This window comes from Thermus sp. (assembly GCF_040290245.1).
GTDB lineage: Bacteria > Deinococcota > Deinococci > Deinococcales > Thermaceae > Thermus_A.
Map to the genome: position 1 here is coordinate 29,339 of NZ_PSMQ01000004.1, position 19,721 is coordinate 49,059.

The 19,721-nt window shown below is 64.1% G+C and carries 16 protein-coding genes and 1 other RNA gene; 8 read left to right on the forward strand and 9 right to left on the reverse strand.

Going from position 1 to position 19,721, the window contains the following annotated elements:
• Nucleotides 1–37: 37 nt before the first annotated feature.
• A complete protein-coding gene (hslO, locus tag C4301_RS01245; RefSeq protein ID WP_352413306.1) occupies nucleotides 38–1,054 on the reverse strand; it encodes an Hsp33 family molecular chaperone HslO in 1,017 nt (338 codons plus the stop codon).
• A gap of 19 nt (nucleotides 1,055–1,073) precedes the next feature.
• Here hslO and cysS point away from each other — a divergent pair, with 19 nt between their 5' ends.
• Nucleotides 1,074–2,513, forward strand: coding sequence for a cysteine--tRNA ligase (gene cysS, locus C4301_RS01250; protein WP_352413307.1), 1,440 nt, complete (start codon nucleotides 1,074–1,076; stop codon nucleotides 2,511–2,513).
• A gap of 1 nt (nucleotide 2,514) precedes the next feature.
• On the opposite strand, the gene rnpB is transcribed toward cysS, so the two are convergent.
• From rnpB to C4301_RS01280, 6 genes are all read right to left on the reverse strand, one after another.
• An RNA gene (gene rnpB, locus C4301_RS01255) (RNase P RNA component class A) lies at nucleotides 2,515–2,879 on the reverse strand.
• Nucleotides 2,880–2,889: 10 nt separating this feature from the next.
• Nucleotides 2,890–4,629, reverse strand: a complete 1,740-nt coding sequence (locus C4301_RS01260) for an acyl-CoA dehydrogenase FadE (protein ID WP_352413308.1) — start codon at nucleotides 4,627–4,629, stop codon at nucleotides 2,890–2,892.
• Between the two features lie 11 nt (nucleotides 4,630–4,640).
• Nucleotides 4,641–5,828 carry a thiolase family protein gene (locus tag C4301_RS01265; protein ID WP_352413309.1) on the reverse strand — a complete coding sequence of 396 codons (1,188 nt, stop codon included), beginning with the start codon at nucleotides 5,826–5,828 and terminating at the stop codon, nucleotides 4,641–4,643.
• A 21-nt stretch (nucleotides 5,829–5,849) separates the two neighbouring features.
• A complete protein-coding gene (locus tag C4301_RS01270) occupies nucleotides 5,850–8,138 on the reverse strand; it encodes a 3-hydroxyacyl-CoA dehydrogenase/enoyl-CoA hydratase family protein (protein WP_352413310.1) in 2,289 nt (762 codons plus the stop codon).
• A 63-nt stretch (nucleotides 8,139–8,201) separates the two neighbouring features.
• Nucleotides 8,202–11,135: a transcription-repair coupling factor gene (gene mfd, locus C4301_RS01275; protein WP_352413322.1), complete on the reverse strand. Its 2,934-nt coding sequence runs from the start codon at nucleotides 11,133–11,135 to the stop codon at nucleotides 8,202–8,204.
• A gap of 7 nt (nucleotides 11,136–11,142) precedes the next feature.
• Nucleotides 11,143–11,979, reverse strand: a complete 837-nt coding sequence (locus C4301_RS01280) for a DegV family protein (protein WP_352413311.1) — start codon at nucleotides 11,977–11,979, stop codon at nucleotides 11,143–11,145.
• A gap of 47 nt (nucleotides 11,980–12,026) precedes the next feature.
• On the opposite strand from C4301_RS01280, the gene C4301_RS01285 reads away from it, so the two are divergent.
• Genes C4301_RS01285 through C4301_RS01300 form a run of 4 tightly spaced genes read left to right on the forward strand, consistent with a single transcriptional unit; the run spans nucleotide 12,027 to nucleotide 15,907 of the window.
• Nucleotides 12,027–12,584: a pyroglutamyl-peptidase I gene (locus tag C4301_RS01285; RefSeq protein WP_352413312.1), complete on the forward strand. Its 558-nt coding sequence runs from the start codon at nucleotides 12,027–12,029 to the stop codon at nucleotides 12,582–12,584.
• Complete coding sequence (locus tag C4301_RS01290; protein WP_352413313.1) at nucleotides 12,581–13,627, forward strand: glycosyltransferase family 4 protein; 1,047 nt, start codon at nucleotides 12,581–12,583, stop codon at nucleotides 13,625–13,627. Before C4301_RS01285 ends, C4301_RS01290 begins: the two co-directional genes overlap by 4 nt.
• Nucleotides 13,620–14,714 carry a glycosyltransferase family 4 protein gene (locus C4301_RS01295; protein WP_352413314.1) on the forward strand — a complete coding sequence of 365 codons (1,095 nt, stop codon included), beginning with the start codon at nucleotides 13,620–13,622 and terminating at the stop codon, nucleotides 14,712–14,714. Before C4301_RS01290 ends, C4301_RS01295 begins: the two co-directional genes overlap by 8 nt.
• Entirely contained in the window at nucleotides 14,696–15,907 is a 1,212-nt protein-coding gene (locus C4301_RS01300; RefSeq protein WP_352413315.1) for a glycosyltransferase family 4 protein, read from the forward strand. Before C4301_RS01295 ends, C4301_RS01300 begins: the two co-directional genes overlap by 19 nt.
• Here the strand turns inward: C4301_RS01300 and C4301_RS01305 are convergent.
• Nucleotides 15,849–16,529, reverse strand: a complete 681-nt coding sequence (locus C4301_RS01305) for a glycosyltransferase family 2 protein (protein WP_352413316.1) — start codon at nucleotides 16,527–16,529, stop codon at nucleotides 15,849–15,851. The genes C4301_RS01300 and C4301_RS01305 overlap by 59 nt on opposite strands.
• A gap of 15 nt (nucleotides 16,530–16,544) precedes the next feature.
• Between C4301_RS01305 and C4301_RS01310 the strand changes: the two genes are divergently transcribed.
• Both C4301_RS01310 and C4301_RS01315 read left to right on the forward strand, forming a co-directional pair.
• The gene (locus C4301_RS01310) at nucleotides 16,545–17,738 is read left to right on the forward strand and encodes an MFS transporter (RefSeq protein ID WP_352413317.1); all 1,194 of its coding nucleotides are present in this window, start codon (nucleotides 16,545–16,547) and stop codon (nucleotides 17,736–17,738) included.
• Nucleotides 17,729–18,910, forward strand: a complete 1,182-nt coding sequence (locus tag C4301_RS01315; protein WP_352413318.1) for a polysaccharide deacetylase family protein — start codon at nucleotides 17,729–17,731, stop codon at nucleotides 18,908–18,910. The genes C4301_RS01310 and C4301_RS01315 overlap by 10 nt, the downstream gene beginning before the upstream one ends.
• Here C4301_RS01315 and mnmC2 read toward each other — a convergent pair.
• Entirely contained in the window at nucleotides 18,807–19,451 is a 645-nt protein-coding gene (gene mnmC2 / locus C4301_RS01320) for a tRNA (5-methylaminomethyl-2-thiouridine)(34)-methyltransferase MnmC2 (RefSeq protein ID WP_352413319.1), read from the reverse strand. The two genes, C4301_RS01315 and mnmC2, sit on opposite strands and share 104 nt — an antisense overlap.
• Here mnmC2 and C4301_RS01325 point away from each other — a divergent pair.
• Nucleotides 19,383–19,721: DUF554 family protein (locus tag C4301_RS01325; protein WP_352413320.1), on the forward strand; the 339-nt coding region annotated here is incomplete at its 3' end. The genes mnmC2 and C4301_RS01325 overlap by 69 nt on opposite strands.

Sequence of the window (19,721 nt, forward strand, 5' to 3'; positions counted from 1 at the left end):
TGAAGCCCCGGGCCACCCTCCTTTGGGGGGCGTGCCTTCAAGCTCCGTCCGCCCCCTTCAGTTCGACCTTTCGGCCACACCGGCAGGTCTCCCCTTCCATCCGCACGACCGTTCCGTCTTCCTTGGGGTAAAGCCAAAGCGCCCCACAGTCCGGACAGCGCACCTCCGAGACCAAAGAACGGATCTCCTCCGGACTAAAGCGGTAGTGCTCGTTGCACCAGTGGCAGACCACCTCCGCACCCCCGTCTTTTACGATCATCTCTTCCCTCTCCCCCGGGGTGAAAAAAACCAGGGCCTCGAGGGCTTTCTCCCGGTTGCAGCGGCACTGGAACCGGGCGGGGATCTCGTTGCCCGAATACCCCAGCGCCCTGAGGTCGGTCCGCTCAAACCCCAGGCCCTCCAAAAGGGTGCCCACCGCTCCCTCCAACCCCTTCTCTTTAAGGAGTGCGGAAAAACTCACACCGGCCAGGTTGCGCTCCAGACGGGCAATCTCATCCTCTTTTGCCCCGGGCAGCACCTGGATGGCCATCCCCCCCGCCCGGTCCACCGCCCCGCTGGCCTGTAAGCGCACCCCCAGGAGGACGGCCGCCGGCGTCTGTTCGGACTGGAACAGGTAGTAGGCCAGGTCCTCCGCCACCTCCCCCGAGCGGAGCTCCACCCGGCTCGTGTACACCTCGCCGTTGGGCAGCGTCCGATCCACCTGGAGCGTCCCCCGGCCCACCAAAGCCCCCACGTCCAGCTTCCCATCCCCCCGGAGGGGCAGGTCCACCCGGGGGTTCTTCGCATACCCCCGGACCGTCCCGTCCAAAGCGGCCTCCACGATCATCCCCCCCAAGGGGCCATCCCCCTCAAACCTTAGGGCGATGCGCTCCCTGGGTGTCTTGAGCAATAGCTGAGCCAAAAGGAGCGCCCCCGTAAGCGCCCGGCCCAAGGCGGCGGTGGCCGTGGGGGAAAGCCCGTGGCGAAGCCGGGCCTCCTCCACCACGTCCGTGGTTTCCGCCGCAATGACGCGCAGACCTCCTCCTGCCGCAAGCCCTCGGATGATCCGGCCCATGCCCTCTATAATGCCTCATATGCCGCTCGTCCTCTACAACACCCTGACCCGGAAAAAGGAGGCTTTCCTCCCCTCCACCCCCGGTCACGTAGGAATCTACGTCTGTGGGCCCACGGTCTACTCCGACCCCCACCTGGGCCATGCCCGTGGGCCGATCGTTTACGACGTCCTGAGGCGGTATCTGTTGGACCAGGGGTACAAGGTCCGCTTCGTATCCAACATCACCGACGTGGGCCACCTCACGGACGACGCGGACGAGGGGGAGGACAAGGTTGAGAAAAGGGCCAAGCTGGAGCGCCTAGAGCCCATGGAAGTGGCGGACAAGTACATGTGGAGCTACTTTGACGCCATCACCGCCCTCAACGTCCTCAGACCCTCCATCACCCCCCGGGCCAGCGGCCATATCCCGGAGCAGCTCGAGTTGACCGAGATTCTCCTGCAAAAAGGGTACGCCTACGAACGAAACGGCAGCGTCTACTTCCGGGTAAGAAGCTTCCCGGAGTACGGGAAGCTGTCCGGAAAAAAACCAGAGGAGCTCCGGGCTGGGGCCAGGGTGGAGGTACGGGAGGAGAAGGAAGACCCCCTGGACTTCGCCCTATGGAAGCGGGCCGAACCCGGGCACATCATGCGCTGGAAAAGCCCCTGGGGGGAGGGGTATCCGGGCTGGCACATCGAGTGCACAGCCATGAGCCTTAAGTACCTGGGGGAGGGGTTTGACCTCCACGCGGGGGGCATAGACCTGCAGTTCCCCCACCACGAGTGCGAGATCGCCCAGGCGGAGGCCGCGGGGTACCGGTTTGCCCGGTACTGGATGCATCATAACCACGTGCTTCTAGAAGGGGAAAAGATGGCCAAAAGCACGGGCAACCTGATCCTCCTCCACGACCTCCTCACCGCCCATGAGCCCATGGCCCTCCGCTTTTACCTTCTCCAAACCCATTACCGGAGCGTCTTGGACTTCACCTGGGAGGGCCTCGAGGCGGCGAAAAAGGGCTACACCCGTCTCCTCCAGGCCTACCGGGAGGTGCAAAGAAGGGCCCAGGAGGCCCCTTCGGGCACCACCCACCCTTTGGAAGAGGCCCTGGACGATCTGGAGGCCCGGGTCCTCTCGTCCCTAGAGGACGACCTCTCTACCCCTCAGGCCCTGGCCGCTTTCTTTGACTTCCTGCCTGAGCTTAACAAGCTTCTCCCCGAGGCCAAAAGGGAAAGCCTGGAAAGGACCGCCCAGACCTTTCACCGCCTGGGCGAGGGTATCCTGGGCCTTTTCCCGAAAGCGGCGCTGGAAGAAAGGGTCTCTGGCCCCCTTCTGGAAGGCCTTATCCGCCTGCTTCTGGAACTTAGAGAAGAGGCGCGCCGGGCCCGGGATTACCAAAAAAGCGACCAGATCCGGGCCCAGCTCTTGGAGCTGGGCGTCGCGGTGGAGGACACCAAGGAGGGGCCTAAGTGGCGGCTGATATAAGGCCCCAGGCCAGGGCGTAAGCCGGGTTCTGTTTCGGTGGTCATCTCTCTAGGACCAGGGTCGCCCCTGGCCTCGAGCGGTCCATCCCGCAGGTTCTGACGGGCCGGGCAAGCCCTCCCTGCCTACCGGACCTTGCACCGGGTGGGGTTTGCCGTGCCCCAGCCTGTTGCCAGGCCAGGCGGTGGGCTCTTACCCCACCGTTTCACCCTTGCCCGCACCCCCAAGGGCCGCTGGCGGTCTCTTCTCTGTGGCACTTTCCGTCGGGTTACCCCGCCCAGCCGTTAGCTGGCACCCTGCCCTACGGTGCCCGGACTTTCCTCACCCGGAAGGGTTCGGCCTTCCAGGCGCGACCACCCCCCTGACCTGGGGCTAAGCCTTATTTTAGCACAGCAAGGGGATACCCCTCCCTTTCCAAAACCGCCTGGGCCACCTCCCGCCTTATGGCCACCAGGTCCAAGGCCTCCCGCTTGGTCAGGCGACGGGCCGCGGAGAGGGCCAGGCGGAGCTCATCCCCTTCGGCAAGCCGGGGCAGGACCCCAAGCGCCCGCACCTGGGCCCGGTCCAGGGCCTGGAGGAGGTAGAACCGGGCCATGGCCTGGGCCACCCCGCCCAGGCGGCGCGCCCGGAGGAGGCCGCTTTCTGCCGCGTAGGTCTCGATGAGGATGTCCGCGGCCGCGGCCAGGACCTCCTGCTCCTCTTCCACCTTCTCCCCAAACCTTAAAGCGGCAAGCCCCATCACCATGAGGGCCAGCTTCTTGAGGTTTTGGACGTAAGCGGCCTCCCGGTCCTCGGGCTCCTCGAAGGAGGGCTCGAGAAGCTCCTTCTGAAGCCTTTGGGCCGCCTGGAACAAGGGCAGGTGTCCCTTCATCGCCCGCCTTAGGAGCATTCCGGGGATGAGGAGGCGGTTGATCTCGTTCGTCCCCTCAAAGATGCGGTTGATCCGGGCATCCCGGTAGGCGCGCTCTATGGGGTACTCCTGGGAGTACCCGTAGCCCCCGTGGATCTGCACCCCCTCGTCCACCGCGTAGTCTAGGACCTCGGAGCCCAGCACCTTGATGATGCTGGCCTCCACCGCGTACTCCTCGATCCCCGCAAGGACCGCCTCGGCGCCCTTCTTCCCCTCCAAAGCCTCATCGATCAGGCCCACGGTGCGGTAGACGGCGCTCTCCCCTGCGTAGATGCGGGTAGCCATCTCCGCGAGCTTCTCCTGAATCAGGCCAAAGCTGGCGATGGGGCGGCCAAACTGATGGCGCTCCTTGGCGTACTTGGCGGAGAGTTCCAAAGCCCGCTTGCTCCCGCCAATGGCCCCCGCCCCCAGCTTGTACCGGCCCACGTTGAGGACGTTGAAGGCGATCTTGTGCCCCTTGCCGATCTCCCCTAGGACGTTCTCCACCGGAACCCGGACGTCTTGGAGGATCACCTGCCGGGTGGAGCTCGCCTTGATGCCCATCTTCTTTTCCTCCGGGCCGAAGGAAAGCCCGGGCGTGTTCCGCTCCACCAAGAAGGCGGTGAAGTGTTCCCCGTCCACCTTGGCGAAGACGGTAAAGAGCTGGGCGAAGCCCGCGTTGGAGATCCACTGCTTGACCCCGTTCAGGACGTAATGCTTCCCGTCCTCAGAAAGGGTGGCCCGTGTCCTAGCGGCAAGGGCATCCGAACCCGAGCCCGGCTCGGTAAGGCAGTAGGCGGCCACCCACTCCCCGCTCGCGAGCCTAGGGAGGTATTTCCGCTTCTGTTCCTCGGTGCCGAAGTACACCAGGGGCAAGGTGCCGATGGAGGAGTGGGCCCCGTACGTCACGGAAAAGCCCCCGGTGCCGGCGAGCTCCTCCGCGATCACCGTAGAAACCACCTTGGGCAGGTCCAGCCCCCCGTACTCCTCCGGGATCTCCACCGCCAAAAGCCCCAGCGCCCCGGCCTTTCTCATCAGGTCCAGGTTGAGCTCGAGCTCCCCGTGCTCCATCCTGTCCAGAAGGGGCAGGACCTCCCTTTCCGCGAAGGTGCGGGTGGTGCGGGCGATCTCCCGGACCGTCTCATCAAAGTCCTCCGGGGCGTAAACCGTCTCGGGCGCCTCCAAAAGCCAGCCGCCGCCCTTTTTCCAAAGCTTTTTCTCCTCCGTCATGGCCTCCTCCTTTACGCGTACACCTCAAAAATCCCTGCGGCCCCCATACCCCCACCGATGCACATGGTCACCATTCCAATCCCACCGCCTCGCCTGGAGAGCTCGGCGATGAGCTGTGCGGTGAGCTTGGCCCCCGTGGCCCCTAAGGGGTGGCCCAAGGCGATGGCCCCGCCGTTGACGTTGGTCCGCTCCTCGGGCAGGCCCACCTCCTTCATCACCGCCAGGACCTGGGCGGCGAAGGCCTCGTTGAACTCGATGAGGTCGATCTGGTCCAGGCTCAGGCCCGCCCGCTTAAGCGCCTTGGGAATGGCCTTGGCCGGCCCCACCCCCATGATGTCCGGCTCCACCCCCGCCACGGCGAAGGCCATGAGCCGGGCCAGGGGCTTGAGCCCCAGGGCCAGGGCCTTCTCCTTGTCCATCACCAAAACCGCCGCCGCCCCGTCGGAGTAAGGGCTGCTGTTTCCTGCGGTGACCGTCCCGCCCTGCTTGAAGGCGGGCTTGAGCTGGGCGAGCTTCTCGAGGCTGGTGTCGGGCCGGACGGTCTCGTCCCGCTCAAAGAGGTATTCCTCCGTGGTCTTTTTCCCGTCCTTCCAGACCACCTTCCGGACAGGGACCGGAACCACCTCGGTAAACCGCCCCTCGGCCCAGGCCTGGGCGGCCCGCTGGTGGCTTCTAAAGGCCCAGCGGTCCTGCTCCTCCCGGCTGATGCCGTAGCGCTCCGCCACCCGCTCGGCAGTAAAGCCCATACCGATGTAGGCGGAGTAGGCCTCAGGGGACCACTCCGGGGTGAGGTCCTTGTGCAGGCGGGTGTGGTAGCCCGACATGGGCACCTGGCTCATCATCTCCACCCCGCCCGCCAGCACCGCATCCGCCATACCGGTCATGACGGCCTGGGCCGCCATAGCCACCGTCTGTAGCCCACTGGAGCAGAACCGGTTGACCGTGGCCCCCGCCACCTCCACCGGAAGCCCCGCCCTCAGGAGGGCCAGCCGGGCGATGTTAAGCCCCTGGGAGGCCTCGGGCATGGCGCAGCCCCAAAGCACATCCTCCAGCTCCTTTCCCTCCACCCCAGCCCGGCGCAAGGCCTCCCGCATGACCAAGGCCGAAAGGTCCACCGGATGAAGGGAGGCCAAAGCCCCGTCCTTCTTCCCCCGGCCCACCGGGGTGCGCACCGCGCTTACGATGACCGCTTCCCGCATGACTCCCTCCTGTAAAGCCCCTTAGTTCCTCAAGGGTTTGCCCGTTTTCAGCATGTGGGCGATCCGTTCCTGGGTCTTCCGGGTGCCCAAAAGCTTCAAGAAGGCCTCCCGCTCCAGGTCCAGGATCTCCCATTCCGAGACCTCCCGGCCCGGCCCCTCGCCCCCGGCCAGGATGTAGGCCAGCTCGAGGCCGATCCGGACATCGTGGTCCGAGATCTGGCCTGCCTCGCGGAAGCTCCAGACCGCATAGCGAAGGTTGCCTAAGGCCTCGTCCCCCAGGGTCCGGATGCGGGGCGGAAGGGGTGGACGGTAGTCGGGGGCCAGCTCCAGGACCTTTCGCTTAGCGTCGGCGATCAGGAAGTCCCGGTTCATGCTGATGCCATCCCCATCCCGGAGGAAGCCCATCCTTCGGGCCTCGAGGGCGCTCGTGGAGGTCTGGGCCAGGGCGATGAGCTGGAAGGCGCGCTTGACCCCCTCAAAGGGGTCCGCCTCCTCATAGGGGGCGAGGGCTTGGGTGAAGCGAAAGAGCATCTCCTTGGTCCCACCCCCGGCCGGGATCAGCCCCACCCCCACCTCTACCAGCCCCATGTAAAGCTCCGCGTGGGCCTGGACCCGGTCCGCGTGCAAAACCATCTCCGCCCCGCCCCCCAGGGTGAGGCCAAAGGGGGCCACCACCACGGGAAAGGGGCTATAGCGGAGGCTCATGGTGGCCTTCTGGAAGGCCCGCACCGCGAACGCGAGCTCATCCCAGTCCCCCTCCTGGGCCTGGGAGAGGATAAGGGCCAGGTTGGCCCCGGCGGAGAAGGCTCGAGGCTCCTCGTTCCCGATGACCAGGCCCGCGTACCCGTTTTTCTCAATGAAGTCCAAGGATTTCTGGAGAAGGCTCAGGATCCCCTCCCCAATGGCGTTCATCTTGGTGCGGAACTCCAAAAGGGCCACCCCGTCCCCCAGGTCCAGAAGGGCCGCGTCCTTGTTCTCCAGAAGAACCTTTCCCTCGGAGCGCACCTTCTTGAGGCTCACCACCTCGGGCCGGTCGGGAAGGGGCTGGTAGGTGCCATCGAAGGCCAGGTAGGTGCCGCCTCCGTAGAAACCCCCCCGGGCCTTGGCCAGGAGGTCGGGCTCGGGAAGGCCGAGCTCCAAAAAGCCCGCCCTAAGGGCCCCCAAGCCCACCGCGTCCATGTTTTTGTAGGGCCCCTCCTCCCAGCCGAAGCCCCATTCCAGGGCCTGGTCCACGGAGAGGAGGTCGTAGGCGATCTGGGGGGTCTTCTCCAGGGTGTAGTGGGCAGTCAATAGGAAGAGCTCCTTCAGGAAGGCCCCGTACTTTCCGGGTAGGGTCAAGGCCCCCTTAAGCCGCTCCGGAAGGGGCTTGTCCATAAGGGCTCTCACCTCCGGCAGGTCCAGCTTCCTGCGGGGCCGGTACTCGAAGGTGGAGGGGTCCAGGGTCAGGATCTCGCCGTTCTTTCGGGTGTAAAACCCCGCCCCCGTCTTCTCCCCAAGCCGCCCTTCGGCCACCAGGCGCAGGACCCAGTCGGGCAGGGCGAAGTCCTCCCCCGTGGCCTGGCCCAGCTCCTCGGTGACCAGCTTCAAAACGTCTAGCCCCGTGAGGTCCGCGGTGCGGAAGGTGGCCGAGTTGGGCCGGCCCAGAAGGGGCCCGGTGAGGGCGTCCACCTCGTCTATGGTGAGGCCGTGCTTCTCCATGAGCCGGATGGCCTGGACCATCCCGTAGACCCCCAGGCGGTTGGCGATAAAGCCCGGGGTGTCCTTGGCGATGACCACCCCCTTGCCCAGGATGCGCTCGGCAAAGCGGCGCATCCTCGCCAGGACCTGGGAATCGGTCTCGGGGGTGGGGATGAGCTCTAAGAGGTGGAGGTAGCGGGGCGGGTTGAAGAAATGGGTGCCCAGAAAGCGCCGCCGGAAGGACTCGGAGCGCCCCTCCAAAAGGATCTTCATGGGGATCCCGGAGGTGTTGGAGCTCACGATGGCCTCGGGCTTCAGGAGGGCCTCGAGACGAGCGTAGAGGGCCCGCTTGGGCTCGGGCCTCTCAATGATGGCCTCCACCACCCAGTCGCAGTCCTTCAGCTTCTCTAGGTCGTCCTCCGTGTTTCCGATCTCCACGTACCGGGCCAGGTCCTTGTCCATGAAGGCGGCGGGCCGGGCTTTGAGCGCCCGCTCCAGCCCCCTTTTGGCGGGCCCGTTCCGATCCTCCTGCCCAGGGATGTCCAAAAGGACCACCGGAACCCCGGCGCTCACCAGAAGGGCCGCAATCCCGCTCCCCATCGTCCCTGCACCCACCACTCCGACTTTCTTCATCTGACCCTCCTTATACTGAGTCAAAGTTTATACCCAAACCCTCCCTCCTGTCTAGCACTGCCCTCACCGGTCCTTGAACAGGTAGAGGAGCTCAGCCAGAACCTCCGGATACTGGTCCGGGGAAAGCCCTTTTTTCACCAGGCGAAGGCCCGGCGGGTACTGGGTAAGCTCCAGGCGGTGAGGAAAGGCCTTGAACGCCTGGGCGTCGTAGTCCAGCGGCCAGTGGGAAAAGACCAGCTGGATGTAGAGGAGCTCCTCCGTGATGGACAAGACCCCCTTGGCCTGGGCCAGGCGCTTCAGCCTTTCTAGAGCGAAAAACCGCTGGGCCTCCTCGGGCAAGGGGCCGTACTCCGCCCTAAGGCGGCGCTCCAAGCGGGAAAGCTCCCCCAGGCCCTTGGCCTCCGAAATGCGCCCGTACCAGAGGCTCCGCTTCTCCAGGCTGGGGATATACGTCTCGGGAATGCGGGCGGAGACGGCCAGGTCCACCACCACCCGCCGCGTTTCCGGAACCGCCTGGCCTTTGAGCCTAAGGATCGCCTCCTCTAGAAGCTCCGTGTAGACCTCGAGGCTCACCGCGCGGATGTGGCCGTGCTGTTCCGGACCCAGGAGGTTCCCGATGCCCCGGATCTCCATGTCCTTCTGGGCCAGAAGATGCCCAGAGCCCAGGTCGGAAAGGTCGGCGATGGCCGTAAGCCGCTTCTCGGCCGCCTCGGTCAGCCTGGGGGGGTGGAAGAGGTAGGCGTACGCCTCCCGGTCCCGCCGCCCCACCCGGCCCCTGAGCTGGTAAAGGGTGGCCAGGCCCAACCGGTCGGCCCGTTCAATCAGGATGGTGTTGGCCTCGGGGATGTCCAAGCCCGACTCCAAGATGGTCGTCCCCACCAGGACATCAAAGGCCCCCTCTTGGAAGGCCAGCATGGTTTCCTCCACCACGGCCTCAGGCATCTGGCCGTGCACCACGCCGAAGCGGGCCTCGGGGACCAGGCGCTCGAGGTAACGCCGCCGGGCCTCGATGGAGGCCACCCGGTCGTGGATGTAAAAGACCTTCCCTCCCCGCTCCAGCTCGTCCAGGATGGCCTCCCGCACGACCAGGGGGTCGAAGGGGGCGAGGAAGGTCTGGATGGGCTTCCTACCCGGCGGGGGGGTCTGGATGCTGGAAAGGTCCTTAAGCCCCACAAAGGCGCTGTAAAGGGTCCGAGGAATTGGGGTGGCGGAAAGGTAAAGGGTGTCCACCCCCTCCTTCAGCTCCCGGATCCTTTCCTTCTGCGCCACGCCAAAGCGGTGCTCCTCGTCCACAATAAGAAGGCCCAGGTCCTTAAACGCCACGTCCGGCTGAAGGATCCGGTGGGTGCCGATGACGATGTCTACCGCCCCGGTCCTCAGGCCCTCCAGAATGGCCCGCTCCTCCTTTTCCGAAGTGAAGCGGGAAAGGACCCCCACCCGTACAGGAAGGCCACAAAACCGCTCCCGAAAGGTCTTTCCGTGCTGCTCGGCCAAAAGCGTGGTGGGGACGAGGAGGGCCACCTGCGCCCCATGCCCCACCACCCGGTGGGCGGCCCTTAGGGCCACCTCCGTCTTGCCAAACCCCACATCCCCCGAGATCAGCCGGTCCATGGGGTGGGGGGCCTCGAGGTCCCTCATCACCTCCTCCAGGGCCTTCGTCTGGTCAGGGGTGAGCTCAAAGGGAAACCCGCTTTCAATCAGAGGGTCCCAGTCGGGCAGAGGGGGAAAAGCGCGCCCCTGGGCGGCCTTGCGCTTGGCGTAGAGGACCAAAAGCCTGCCCGCAAGTTCCTCAGCCGCCCTCCTCGCCTTCTCCTTAGCCCTTTGCCACTCGTTCTTTCCCAGGCTGGAAAGCTCGGGAGGGTCGTCCGTGGTCCCGGGGTGGCGCTTGAGAAGGGCCAGGTCCTCCACGGGAAGGTAGAGCCGGCCTTCCCCCCGGTACTTTAAGACCAGATAGTCCCGCTTTGCCCCCAGCACCTCCCGGGCCTCGAGGCCCAGGTACTGGCCGATGCCATGCTCCGGGTGGATGAGGTAGTCCCCCGGGCGAAGCGCCCCCACGTCCTCCACCCCCTGGCCCCGCCTGAGCCTGGGCCGCACCCCCGAGAAGCTGTACAGGTGGGCCTCGGTGAGGAGGACCTCCTCCCCCAGGACCACTCCCCCTTCAAGGGAGCCCAAAAGGAGGGTCAGGGCCCCTTTCGGCCCAGGGTAGCCCTGAAAGGAAAGGGGCAGGCCCTGGAAGCGGCGGCGGAAATACTCCAGGCTCCGGGGGTGGCGGACGAAAAGGTGAACCCTCTTCCCCTCCTCAAGGGCCTTACGGATGAACCCTTCCGCCTCGGAAAGCCGGCCCCTAAAAGGGGGCAGGGTCTCCACGGGAAGAGGGAAAAGGGGAAGCTCCACCCCCGCTCCGAAGGCCACCACTGCCCGGCCCTCCAGAAGGGGCCAAACCTCCTTCGGCGCAAGGGCGGGGAGGTCTAGGTAGACGGGGCCCGGGAAGTGGAGGAGCTTTTTGGAAGTCCAAGCCTCCTTCTTCCCCACCTTGGGCAAGAGAACATACCGCCTTCGGTCTTCTTTGTAGCGGATACGCTCCAGTTCCTCCCCGAAAAACTCCAACCTAAGCCCCAGATCGGAAAATTCCAAAACCTCCCCCCGGACGACGAAGTCCTCGTCCCGGGCGTAACCCATCCGAGACAGCCGTTCCAAGAGGCCCCCCCTGGGGTATGTGCGGCCCACCTCGAGGACCAGCCGCCAGGCCTCGGGGTCCTCGGGGAAGGGGGAAAGGGCCTCCTCGTAGCTCATGACGAAAAGAGCCCGCTCTCCAAAGGCCTCGAGGCCGGGGTTTACGTACGCACCCCTCTTAAAAGCAGAAAGGTCCCAAAGCCCCAGCCGGTCCTCCGTGGTCAAAAGCAGGGCCGGAGGCTCCTCTCGGCTGAAGAGAAGCGCACGGGCCACCTGGGGAAGCTCCACTCGGTGGCCATAAGGGGTCTTCGCAACCGCCGCCACCAAAACCCTATTCTACTGCGTAGGCGTGAACGGCTAAGGCCCCTAGGCCCACGTTGGCGGTGATGGTGGCGCCGGAGCGGGTGATCCGACCCCGGTTTAGACGCACCTCCCGCTCCAAGGCCGCCTTAAGGCCGTTTACCCAGTCAGGGCTGGCATCGCTATGCGCTATGGTAATGCGCACCGCTCTCCGCCCGAACTCTCGGGCCACAAGGGCCGCCAGCGCCTCGGGCACACTCCCCTCCCGCACCACCCTTAGAAAGCGGATATGCCCGTTTTCAATGCGCAAAAGCGGCCTTAGACCCAGGAGGTTGCCCACCACCTCCCCAAACCGGGGAAGGCGCCCGTTTCGGGCCAGATGCGAAAGATCGGCCACGCTGAAATAGAGGCTGGACCGGCTCAGGCGATCCAGTTCCGCCACGATCTCCCCCTCTTCCCTACCCTCCTTTAGCATCTCCGCCGCCCTAATCACCATGGCCCCCAGGCCTGCGGAAACCATGCGGGAGTCCAAGACCCGAACGCGGTTGGGAGCCAGACGCTGGGCCGCCTCCCGGGCCCGCTCCACCGTCTTGGAAAGCTCCCCAGAAACGTGGATGGAAAGAAGGCGGTCGTAGACCTGGAGGTACCGCTCATAGATCTCCAGAAAGTCCTCCACCGATGGGGGCTCGGTGACCGGCTCCGCGCCCTGGCGGATCGCCCGGTAAAGGGCATCGGGGGCAAGCTCCTTCCAGTCCTTATAGCGACCTCCGGCCATCTTGACATAGGTGGGCACGAGGCCAACGCCCATCTCTTGGGCCACCTGAGGCGAAAGGTCGCTGGCGGTGTCCGTAACCAGACCTAGATCCATACCTTAGTATTTTACTGGGTCTAAACTGTTTCCGCTATAATGCTCGGGTGGTGCTGGTGACCGGGTTTGAAGCCTTTGGGGGACTCGAGCATAACCCCTCGCAAGCAGTCCTCAGCCATCTAAAGGGGGTGCGAACCGCCCTCTTACCCGTGGACGTGGAGGAGGCTCCGCGCCTTCTGGCCCGGCTCTGGGCAGAGAGGCCCAAGGCTGTCCTCCACCTAGGCCTGGCGGAACAAAGACCGGTCCTGAGCCTCGAGCGCATCGCCCTAAACCTTTTGGACTTCGAAAGGCCAGACAACCGGGGCCAAAGGATCACCGACCGGCCGGTGGTGGAAGGGGGTCCCCTGGCCCTTCCCGCCCGTTTCCCCGTGAAGGAGGCCCTAGCCCGGCTGCAAAGGGCCGGGATTCCCGGAAGGCTGAGCCTCTCCGCTGGAAGTTATCTCTGTAACCAGGTCTTCTACCTCTCCCTTTACCACCTTCCCCAGGAGGTTCCGGTGGCCTTCGTTCACCTTCCGCCGGACGAGACCCTGGCCCTGAGGGGGGGGCCCTACGTGCCCCTTAAGGAACAGGTCCGGGCGGTCAGGGTTCTTTTGGAGATGCTATGAAGGTGCTCTTCTTAAGCGACGCAAGGGCCATAGGGGGAAGCGAGGTCTACCTTAAGGAGGTGCTTCCCCGTCTGAAGGCCCTGGGCATCTATCCTGCAGCCGCCCTTCCCGAGGACCCGGGCAACCTTCCCGTGAGGCAAAGCCTAGAGGAGCAGGGGGTCACCGTCCACGCCTATCGCCACCTCGAGGACCTACCTCGGGGATTCGACCTAGCGGTGGCCTCCGCCTGGTATCCCCAAAGCTTCCGAACCTTTTACCGATACTTTCCCAACCTTGTTCCCTTGGTGCACGACCAGATCGAGGTCTTCTATCCTCTAGGGGGAAGGTACGTATACCGTTTAGGCTACCGCCTCCTCCAGGCCCCCAATCTTCGAAGGGCACGCGCAGTAATAACCGTTTCCCGCTGGGCAGCCAGTTGGCTTCAAAAGGTCCACCTGGTGCCCCGGGTCTTTTCCATTCCCAATGGAGTAGACGTGGAACGCTTCCGTCCACCCCTCCCCGGGGAAAAGGAGGCCTTGAGGTCTCACTACGGCCTGGAGGGTTTTGTGGTCCTCGTCCCCGCTCGGATGAGCCCAGAGAAAAACCATCTGGCCGTTCTCCTCACCGCACGCCTCCTTCCTGAAATCACCTTTCTCTTAGTAGGGACAGGAGAGCTCTGGGGAATATGGAAGAAGTCTACAAAGCTTCTTGGGCTCAAAAACGTCCGCTTCTTGGGTCGCAGGGAGGATATGCCCGAGCTTTACCGGGTGGCCGACGCTGTGCTCCTTCCCACCTTGGGCGAAAACCAGTCCTTGGCCACCTTAGAGGCCATGGCCTCGGGGCTTCCCGTGGTCACCACGGACATTCCTGCCCAGCGGGAACTCATCCAAGACCAGTGGTCCGGTCGCCTTCTCCCCCCTAAACCCCGCCTGCTGGCGAGGGCGCTTGCAACGCTGAACCCGGAGATGGGGCTTCGGGCTAGAGAGCATGTGCTGGCTCACCACACCCTCGAGGAGGCTTCCAGAAAGCTCCGCGATATTCTGAAAGAGGTGCTCTATGCTTAAAGCTGCTTTTGTTACCGATGCTCCTCGGATTGCCGGAAGCGAACATTGGCTTAAGCAAATACTACCCCTTCTGATCCCCTATGGGATTCAACCCACGCTTCTCGTACCAAACCGTCCATCCCTATTGTCTCTAGCCCATGACTTATCGGAAAAAGGCATCGAAGTCATCCCATATCGGCGCTTTACTGACGCAGTTTTTCATCAAACTTTTGACCTTTGGGTGGTTCAGGCATGGAAAGGGTGGACTTATTACACTTTACTACCGCGGCTATCTCGTCCTCGTATTGCTCTTATACACGACCAGCTGGAGTATCATTACCCTATGGGTTTGAAGCGATTGTATCAAGTATTATATATGCTGGAAAAAGCACTTCCTCTTCATAAAGCTGATCTACTCATCACAGTTTCCAAGTGGGGTGCCAAGCACTTAAAAAAACTAGGGCTTCGCAATGTGGTTGGGGCCCCCAACGGGGTCGATGTAAACCGCTTTTACCCGGCAAAGGAAGGCGAGCGACGGGAGTTGCGGTCGCGCTTCAACTTCCATCGCTTTACTGTGCTGGTGCCGGGCCGGTTTGCCATGGAAAAGAACCAAATCACTAGTGTGCTCGTGGCCAAGGAAGTTCCAGAGATAGATTTTGTTTTTGTAGGTGACGACGACTCCTCCATCGGCTGGACTGCTCGCACAATCGCGAAAATATACAATTTAACCAACATCCGCTTTATGGGGCCTCGCTCAGATATGCCCGAATTGTATAGAGCCTCCGATGCAGTCTTGCAGCCCACCCTTGCGGAAAATCAGAGCCTTGTGACCCTAGAAGCGATGGCTTCAGGACTCCCTGTAATCACTACGCCCATTCCCGCCCAAGCGGAACTCATCCAAGACAGAGTAGAGGGCCTCCTGGTACCTCCCCAACCCCTTCGCCTAGCAAAAGCCCTTCGGTGCCTATTCCACCACCCTACCCTTGCCCAGCGGCTTGGTCAGGCTGCACGTGCTAAGATTCTTTCAGCTCATACCTTGGACCGGAGTGCCCTTTGCTTGTCAGCTGCGCTTAAGGGGGAAGAACGCGCATGCGCCTCTACCGTGTAGGCCTGTTTACCGACGTTTACCTTCCCGATCCCAACGGGGTTTCCACCAGCGTTTACCTCCTTCTGCGGGAGCTCCGGCGGATGGGGCACGAAGCCTGGGTCATCGCCCCCCGTCATCCGGAGGCCCCTGAGAACGAGGAAGGCGTGGTCCGGGTTCCCAGCCTCCCATACCCCTTTTTCGAGGGATACCAGGTGGCCCTTCCAAGCCGACGGCATCTCCCTACGGAGTTCGAACTCATCCACACCCATACCCCCCTCACCCTTGGGGTCTGGGGTCTGCGGATCGCCCGAAACGAGGGCCTTCCCCATGTCTCCACCTTCCACACCCACTATGAGAAATACGCCCACTACGTGCCGGGCCTGGCGTTTTTAGACCGGTACACGGGCATTATTCCCCGGCTCGCCAAGGCCTTCTACAACCGGGTGGAGGTGGTCATAACCCCCACCGAGCCGGTGAGAAGGCTGGCGGAAGGCTACGGGATAGAGCGGCCCATCCGGGTCATCCCCACCGGGATCGACACCCGGCTTTTAGAAGAAGCCCCCCTACCCAACCCCTCTCCCTGGCCCGAGGGCAAGCAGCGGCTCATCACCGTGGGCCGGTTAGGACCGGAGAAGAGTTTTGACGTGGTCCTCAAGGCTTTCCACCTCCTCCAGAACGAGGTGGAAGCCCACCTGGTGCATATCGGCCCCGAGGGGCCAGACGCGCCCCGGCTGAAGGAGCTAGCGAAGAAGCTGGGCATCGCGGACCAGATCACCTGGGTAGGCCCGGTGCCCTACCGGTTGATCGGGGGATATTACCGGCTGGCCGAGCTCTTTCTCTTCGCTTCGGAAACGGAGACCCAGGGGCTGGTCATCTGGGAGGCCCAGGCCATGGGGGTGCCCGTGGTGGCGGTAGGGGCAGAGGGAACCCTCGAGGGGGTGGAGGAAGGGAAGACGGGTTTTCTTGTTCCCCCCAAGGACGCAAAGGCCTTAGCTGAGCGAGCCTTAGAGCTCCTTAAGGACGAGGAAAGGCGTTGCCGCTTCTCCCAAAACGCCCGCGCCTGGGCCATGGAGCGCTCCGCGGAGCGGATCGCCGAGCGGGTGGCGGAGACCTACGACGAGGCAAGCGAGATCCTGCGGGTGGAACCCCGAAGGCTCATCTTCCCCTTTCCCCGTCTTCAAAATACCCCTCTGGGCGACCGAGAAGGTTCCTGACCTGCCGGAGGAGAAAGGGGGCCCAGCCCCCCTTTACCCTGCGGGCGGAGGTGAGGACGAGGGCATCCGGAACGTACCGCACCGGGCCAAGCCGGGCCAGGGCGTATCCCAAGAGGACATCCTCCCGGGCCTCCACCTCCGGGAACCCCCCTGCCCGGAGGGCGGCCTCCCGCACAAAGGCCATATTGGCCCCCGCGAGATTGGGCCGGCCAAGAAGGACCATCAAATGCAGAAAGGCCCGGTAGCCCCACTCGGAAAAGGCGGCCTCGAGGGGGCTTACCCCGTAAAAGCGCAAGGGGCCATACAGAGCCACTGCCCCCTCCCTTTTCGCCATGAGGCGCTCGAGCCAGACGGGGGTGGGAAGGCTATCCGCGTCCGTCATGGCCACCCACTCCCCCCGGGCAGCCAAAAGCCCCGCCTGCCGGGCAAAGGCCACACCCTTCCGGGCACAGTAGACCACCCGGGCCCCAAACGCCCTGGCCACCTCGGCGGTCCGGTCGGTGGAGGCGTTGTCCACCACCACCACCTCATCGGGAAGGAGGGTCTGGCGGGCCAAGGCACCCAGGGCTTTAGGGAGATGGGTTTCCTCGTTGTAGGCAGGAATCACCACACTTAGCCGCACGGGATATACTCTACCGTGTCTCGCTTCTTGGGCGCCCGTTTCGCCAAACTCCTTCCCTGGAAACCCGGCGACCTTTCCGTCCTATCCCGCCTTCTTTTGGCCATGGGGTTGATGGAAGGGGTGCGGAGCGGGTTTTACGCGGGCCTCCTCCCCTTTTACGCCCCCGAGCACCTAGGGCTGGGCCCGGCCACCTTTACGCTGGCCTTCACCCTGAACCAGATGGCGGACATCTTCTTCAAAACCCCCGGGGGGCTTCTGGCGGAACGGCTGGGCTTCGGCCGTATGGTGGCCCTGGCGGGGGGTCTAGGGCTTTTGGCCCTCCTCCTCACCCCTTGGTCCAAGTCGGGCCTTCTGCTTTGGGCTTTGAGCGGCCTCTGGGGCCTAGGGTTTGCCAGCCTCTACCCAGGGGTTATGACCACCAGTAGCCGCCTGGCCCGCCCCGGACGGGAGGCGCGGGCCCTTTCCTTCACCCTCACCCTGGTCATGCCCTGGGTGGGTGTTGGCCTGATCGGGGTAGGACAGGCGGCCCAGAAGGCCCCAGAAACCGCCTTGCACCTCCTCCTACTGGCCCAAGGACTGGCCTTTCTCCTTGGCCTCTCCCTTTTTAAGTACCGCATCCCCTTACCCCCCCGGGCCAAGGGGGCCTCCTACCCTTGGAAGGACCTCCTCCTCTTCCTCCCCGCGGCCTTCGGCCAGACCTTCGCACCCGGTTTGATCTCCCTCTTCATCCTCCGCTTCGCCAAGGAGGAGCTGGGCCTCGAGCCCATCGCCTTGGGCCTGGTGCTGGCCCTGGGGGGTGGGGTGGCGTTTCTGAGCCTTCCCCTCACCGGCCGGTGGGCGGATCGAAAGGGGGCTTTCTACCCCTTGACAGCAGGCCTTCTTGTCCTCAGCCTCGTTATGGCGGCCTTGGTTCAGCATCCCCCCTTCTGGGCTTTGCTGGGTCTGGCCGCCTTAGGAGGGCTTGGGTTCGCCCTCTTCCTCCCCGGATGGAACGGCCTTCTGGCCCGCACCCTGCCCCAGGAAAACCGGGCGGCCATCTGGGGAAGCCTGATGAGCCTCGAGGGCCTGGGCACGGCTTTGGGGCCCATGGCGGGCGGCCTCCTGTGGGAGGCCTTCGGCATCCAGGCCCCCTTCTACGCGGGCAGCCTGGTCTTTATGGCCCTGGCCCTGTTTTACCTCAGCCTGGCGCGGAGGCCGATATGGAGGTGATGGGCGGCGTCCTCCTCCTCTACCTGCTTTCGGACCTCCTTTTCCGCTTCTTGGGCCTAGGCGCGTACGCCCAAGGGAGCCGGAAAAGCCCCAAGATCGCCCTTACCTTTGACGATGGCCCGTCGGAAAAAACGGTGGCGATCCTCGAGCTCTTGAAGGCGCACGGGGTCCGGGGGACCTTTTTTCTCACCGGTCAAAGGGCTGAAGCCCACCCCGCCCTGGTCCAGCGAATCCGGGAGGAGGGGCATCAGGTGGAGGCCCATGGGTTCTGGCACACCCCCTGGCTCCTCCTCTCCCCCTACCACGAGTGGCTCCATATCCAAAAAAGCCCGGGGACCTACTACCGCCCTCCCCACGGCCTCCACACCCCGTTCACTCGGCTTTTTGCCCGCTTGTCGGGGAAAAGGGTGGCGCTTTGGGATACGGAGAGCAAGGACTGGCTGGACCTTCCCGTGGAGGCGCTTTCCGAGCGGCTCCTCTACTACCTAAGGCCCGGAAGCGTAGTCCTTTTGCATGACGGGCCGGAAAGGACGCTCGAGCTTTTAAACCGGGTCCTCCCTGACCTCCTCCGCCTCGGCTACCAGCCCGTGACCCTGGACGAGCTAGGGCCCAGGCCTCTCTCCCCCAGGCTCGCCCTCCTCAGGGGGCTCCAGGGGTTTGAGGAGCGGTACAACCGGGCCCACGGGGTCGTCCGGGCAGGGCTTGGACCCTTCGACCTCTTCCGCCTGGAGAAAAGGCCTCTTCCCTGGGACCTTCCCGGCTTTCCCAAGGGGAGCGTGGCGGTTGAGCTCCACCTGGAAAGCCACCGGGCCATGGAGCTTTCCCCCCTCGAGGCCATCCGGTACACTCGGGAAAGCTTTCAAAAGGTGGCGCAGTACCTCGAGCAAGACCCAGAAGTGAGGGTGGTCTTCGGCGCAAGCTACCTGGCGGAAGGCGGCCGTCTTTTCGGCTTCCACACCCATTCCCTTCCCCCCAAGGAGGCCCTCCTTGCCAGCCTGGCCGGGGCCTGGTTCGCCTGGCTTTACCGGGGTGAGTTGCCCAGACGCCCTCTTGCCCAGGTGGGCTACATCAGCCGGGAGGAGTTTCTAAGGCGGTTCCCACCGTCCACTCCCGCTTCCAGGGGGAAGGGAGTCGCTCCACCCGAAACCCCGCCGCCTCCAGGTTCCGCCTGACCCAGCCCGCCGCGGAGTAGGTGGCGAGCCTCGCACCCGGAAGGGCGGCCCGCCTGAGCTTTTGCATCACCTCGAGGCCCCAGGCCCCGGGGTTGACGCGGGGGCTAAAGGGGTCCAGGTAGATCGCGGTGGCAAAGGCCTCGGGAAGATCCACCTCCCGTATGTCCCCAATCAAAAGAAAAAACTGTCCCCAGGGGGCCTCCACCGGACCCGGCAGCCTCTTAAGCAGCTCCAAAAAGGCCTCATCCGAGGCCAGGCCCAAAGGGAAGGCCAGGGCCTCTATGGGCAAAGGCTCCTTCTCCACCGCCACGTAGACAAGCCGAACCCCCCTTAAAAGGACGTTTTCCAGCGTCACGCGGAAGTTCACCCCTAGGCCAAAGCCCACCTCCAGGACTTGGGGAAAGGGGTGAAGGTGGGTCCAGGTGCCCTCCAGGTACAAAAGCCTGGCCTGGCGCACCGCCCCCTCCCGGGGATGGTAGGCCTCCCGGTAGAAGGGGTGGTAGAGGGTGGGGCTACCGTCCTCCGTCTGGCGCCACTCCACCCCTTTAGAATAGGGCGCATGGAGCCCGGGCTCTTGAATAAACTTTCCGGAACCCTGATCAACACCCTCACCGTGCTTCTTGGCACCCTCCTCGGTCTGGCTTTAAGAGGAAGGCTTCCGGAAAAGATGGGCCGGATCCTGGTCCAGGGGGTCGGGCTCATCACCCTATTCATCGGCCTCAGCATGGCCTCGGCCTTAAGCCGGACCAAAGGCGGTGCAGTGGACGGGGTCGTCCTGGGGCTTTTGGCTTTAGTCCTGGGGGGGGTTTTG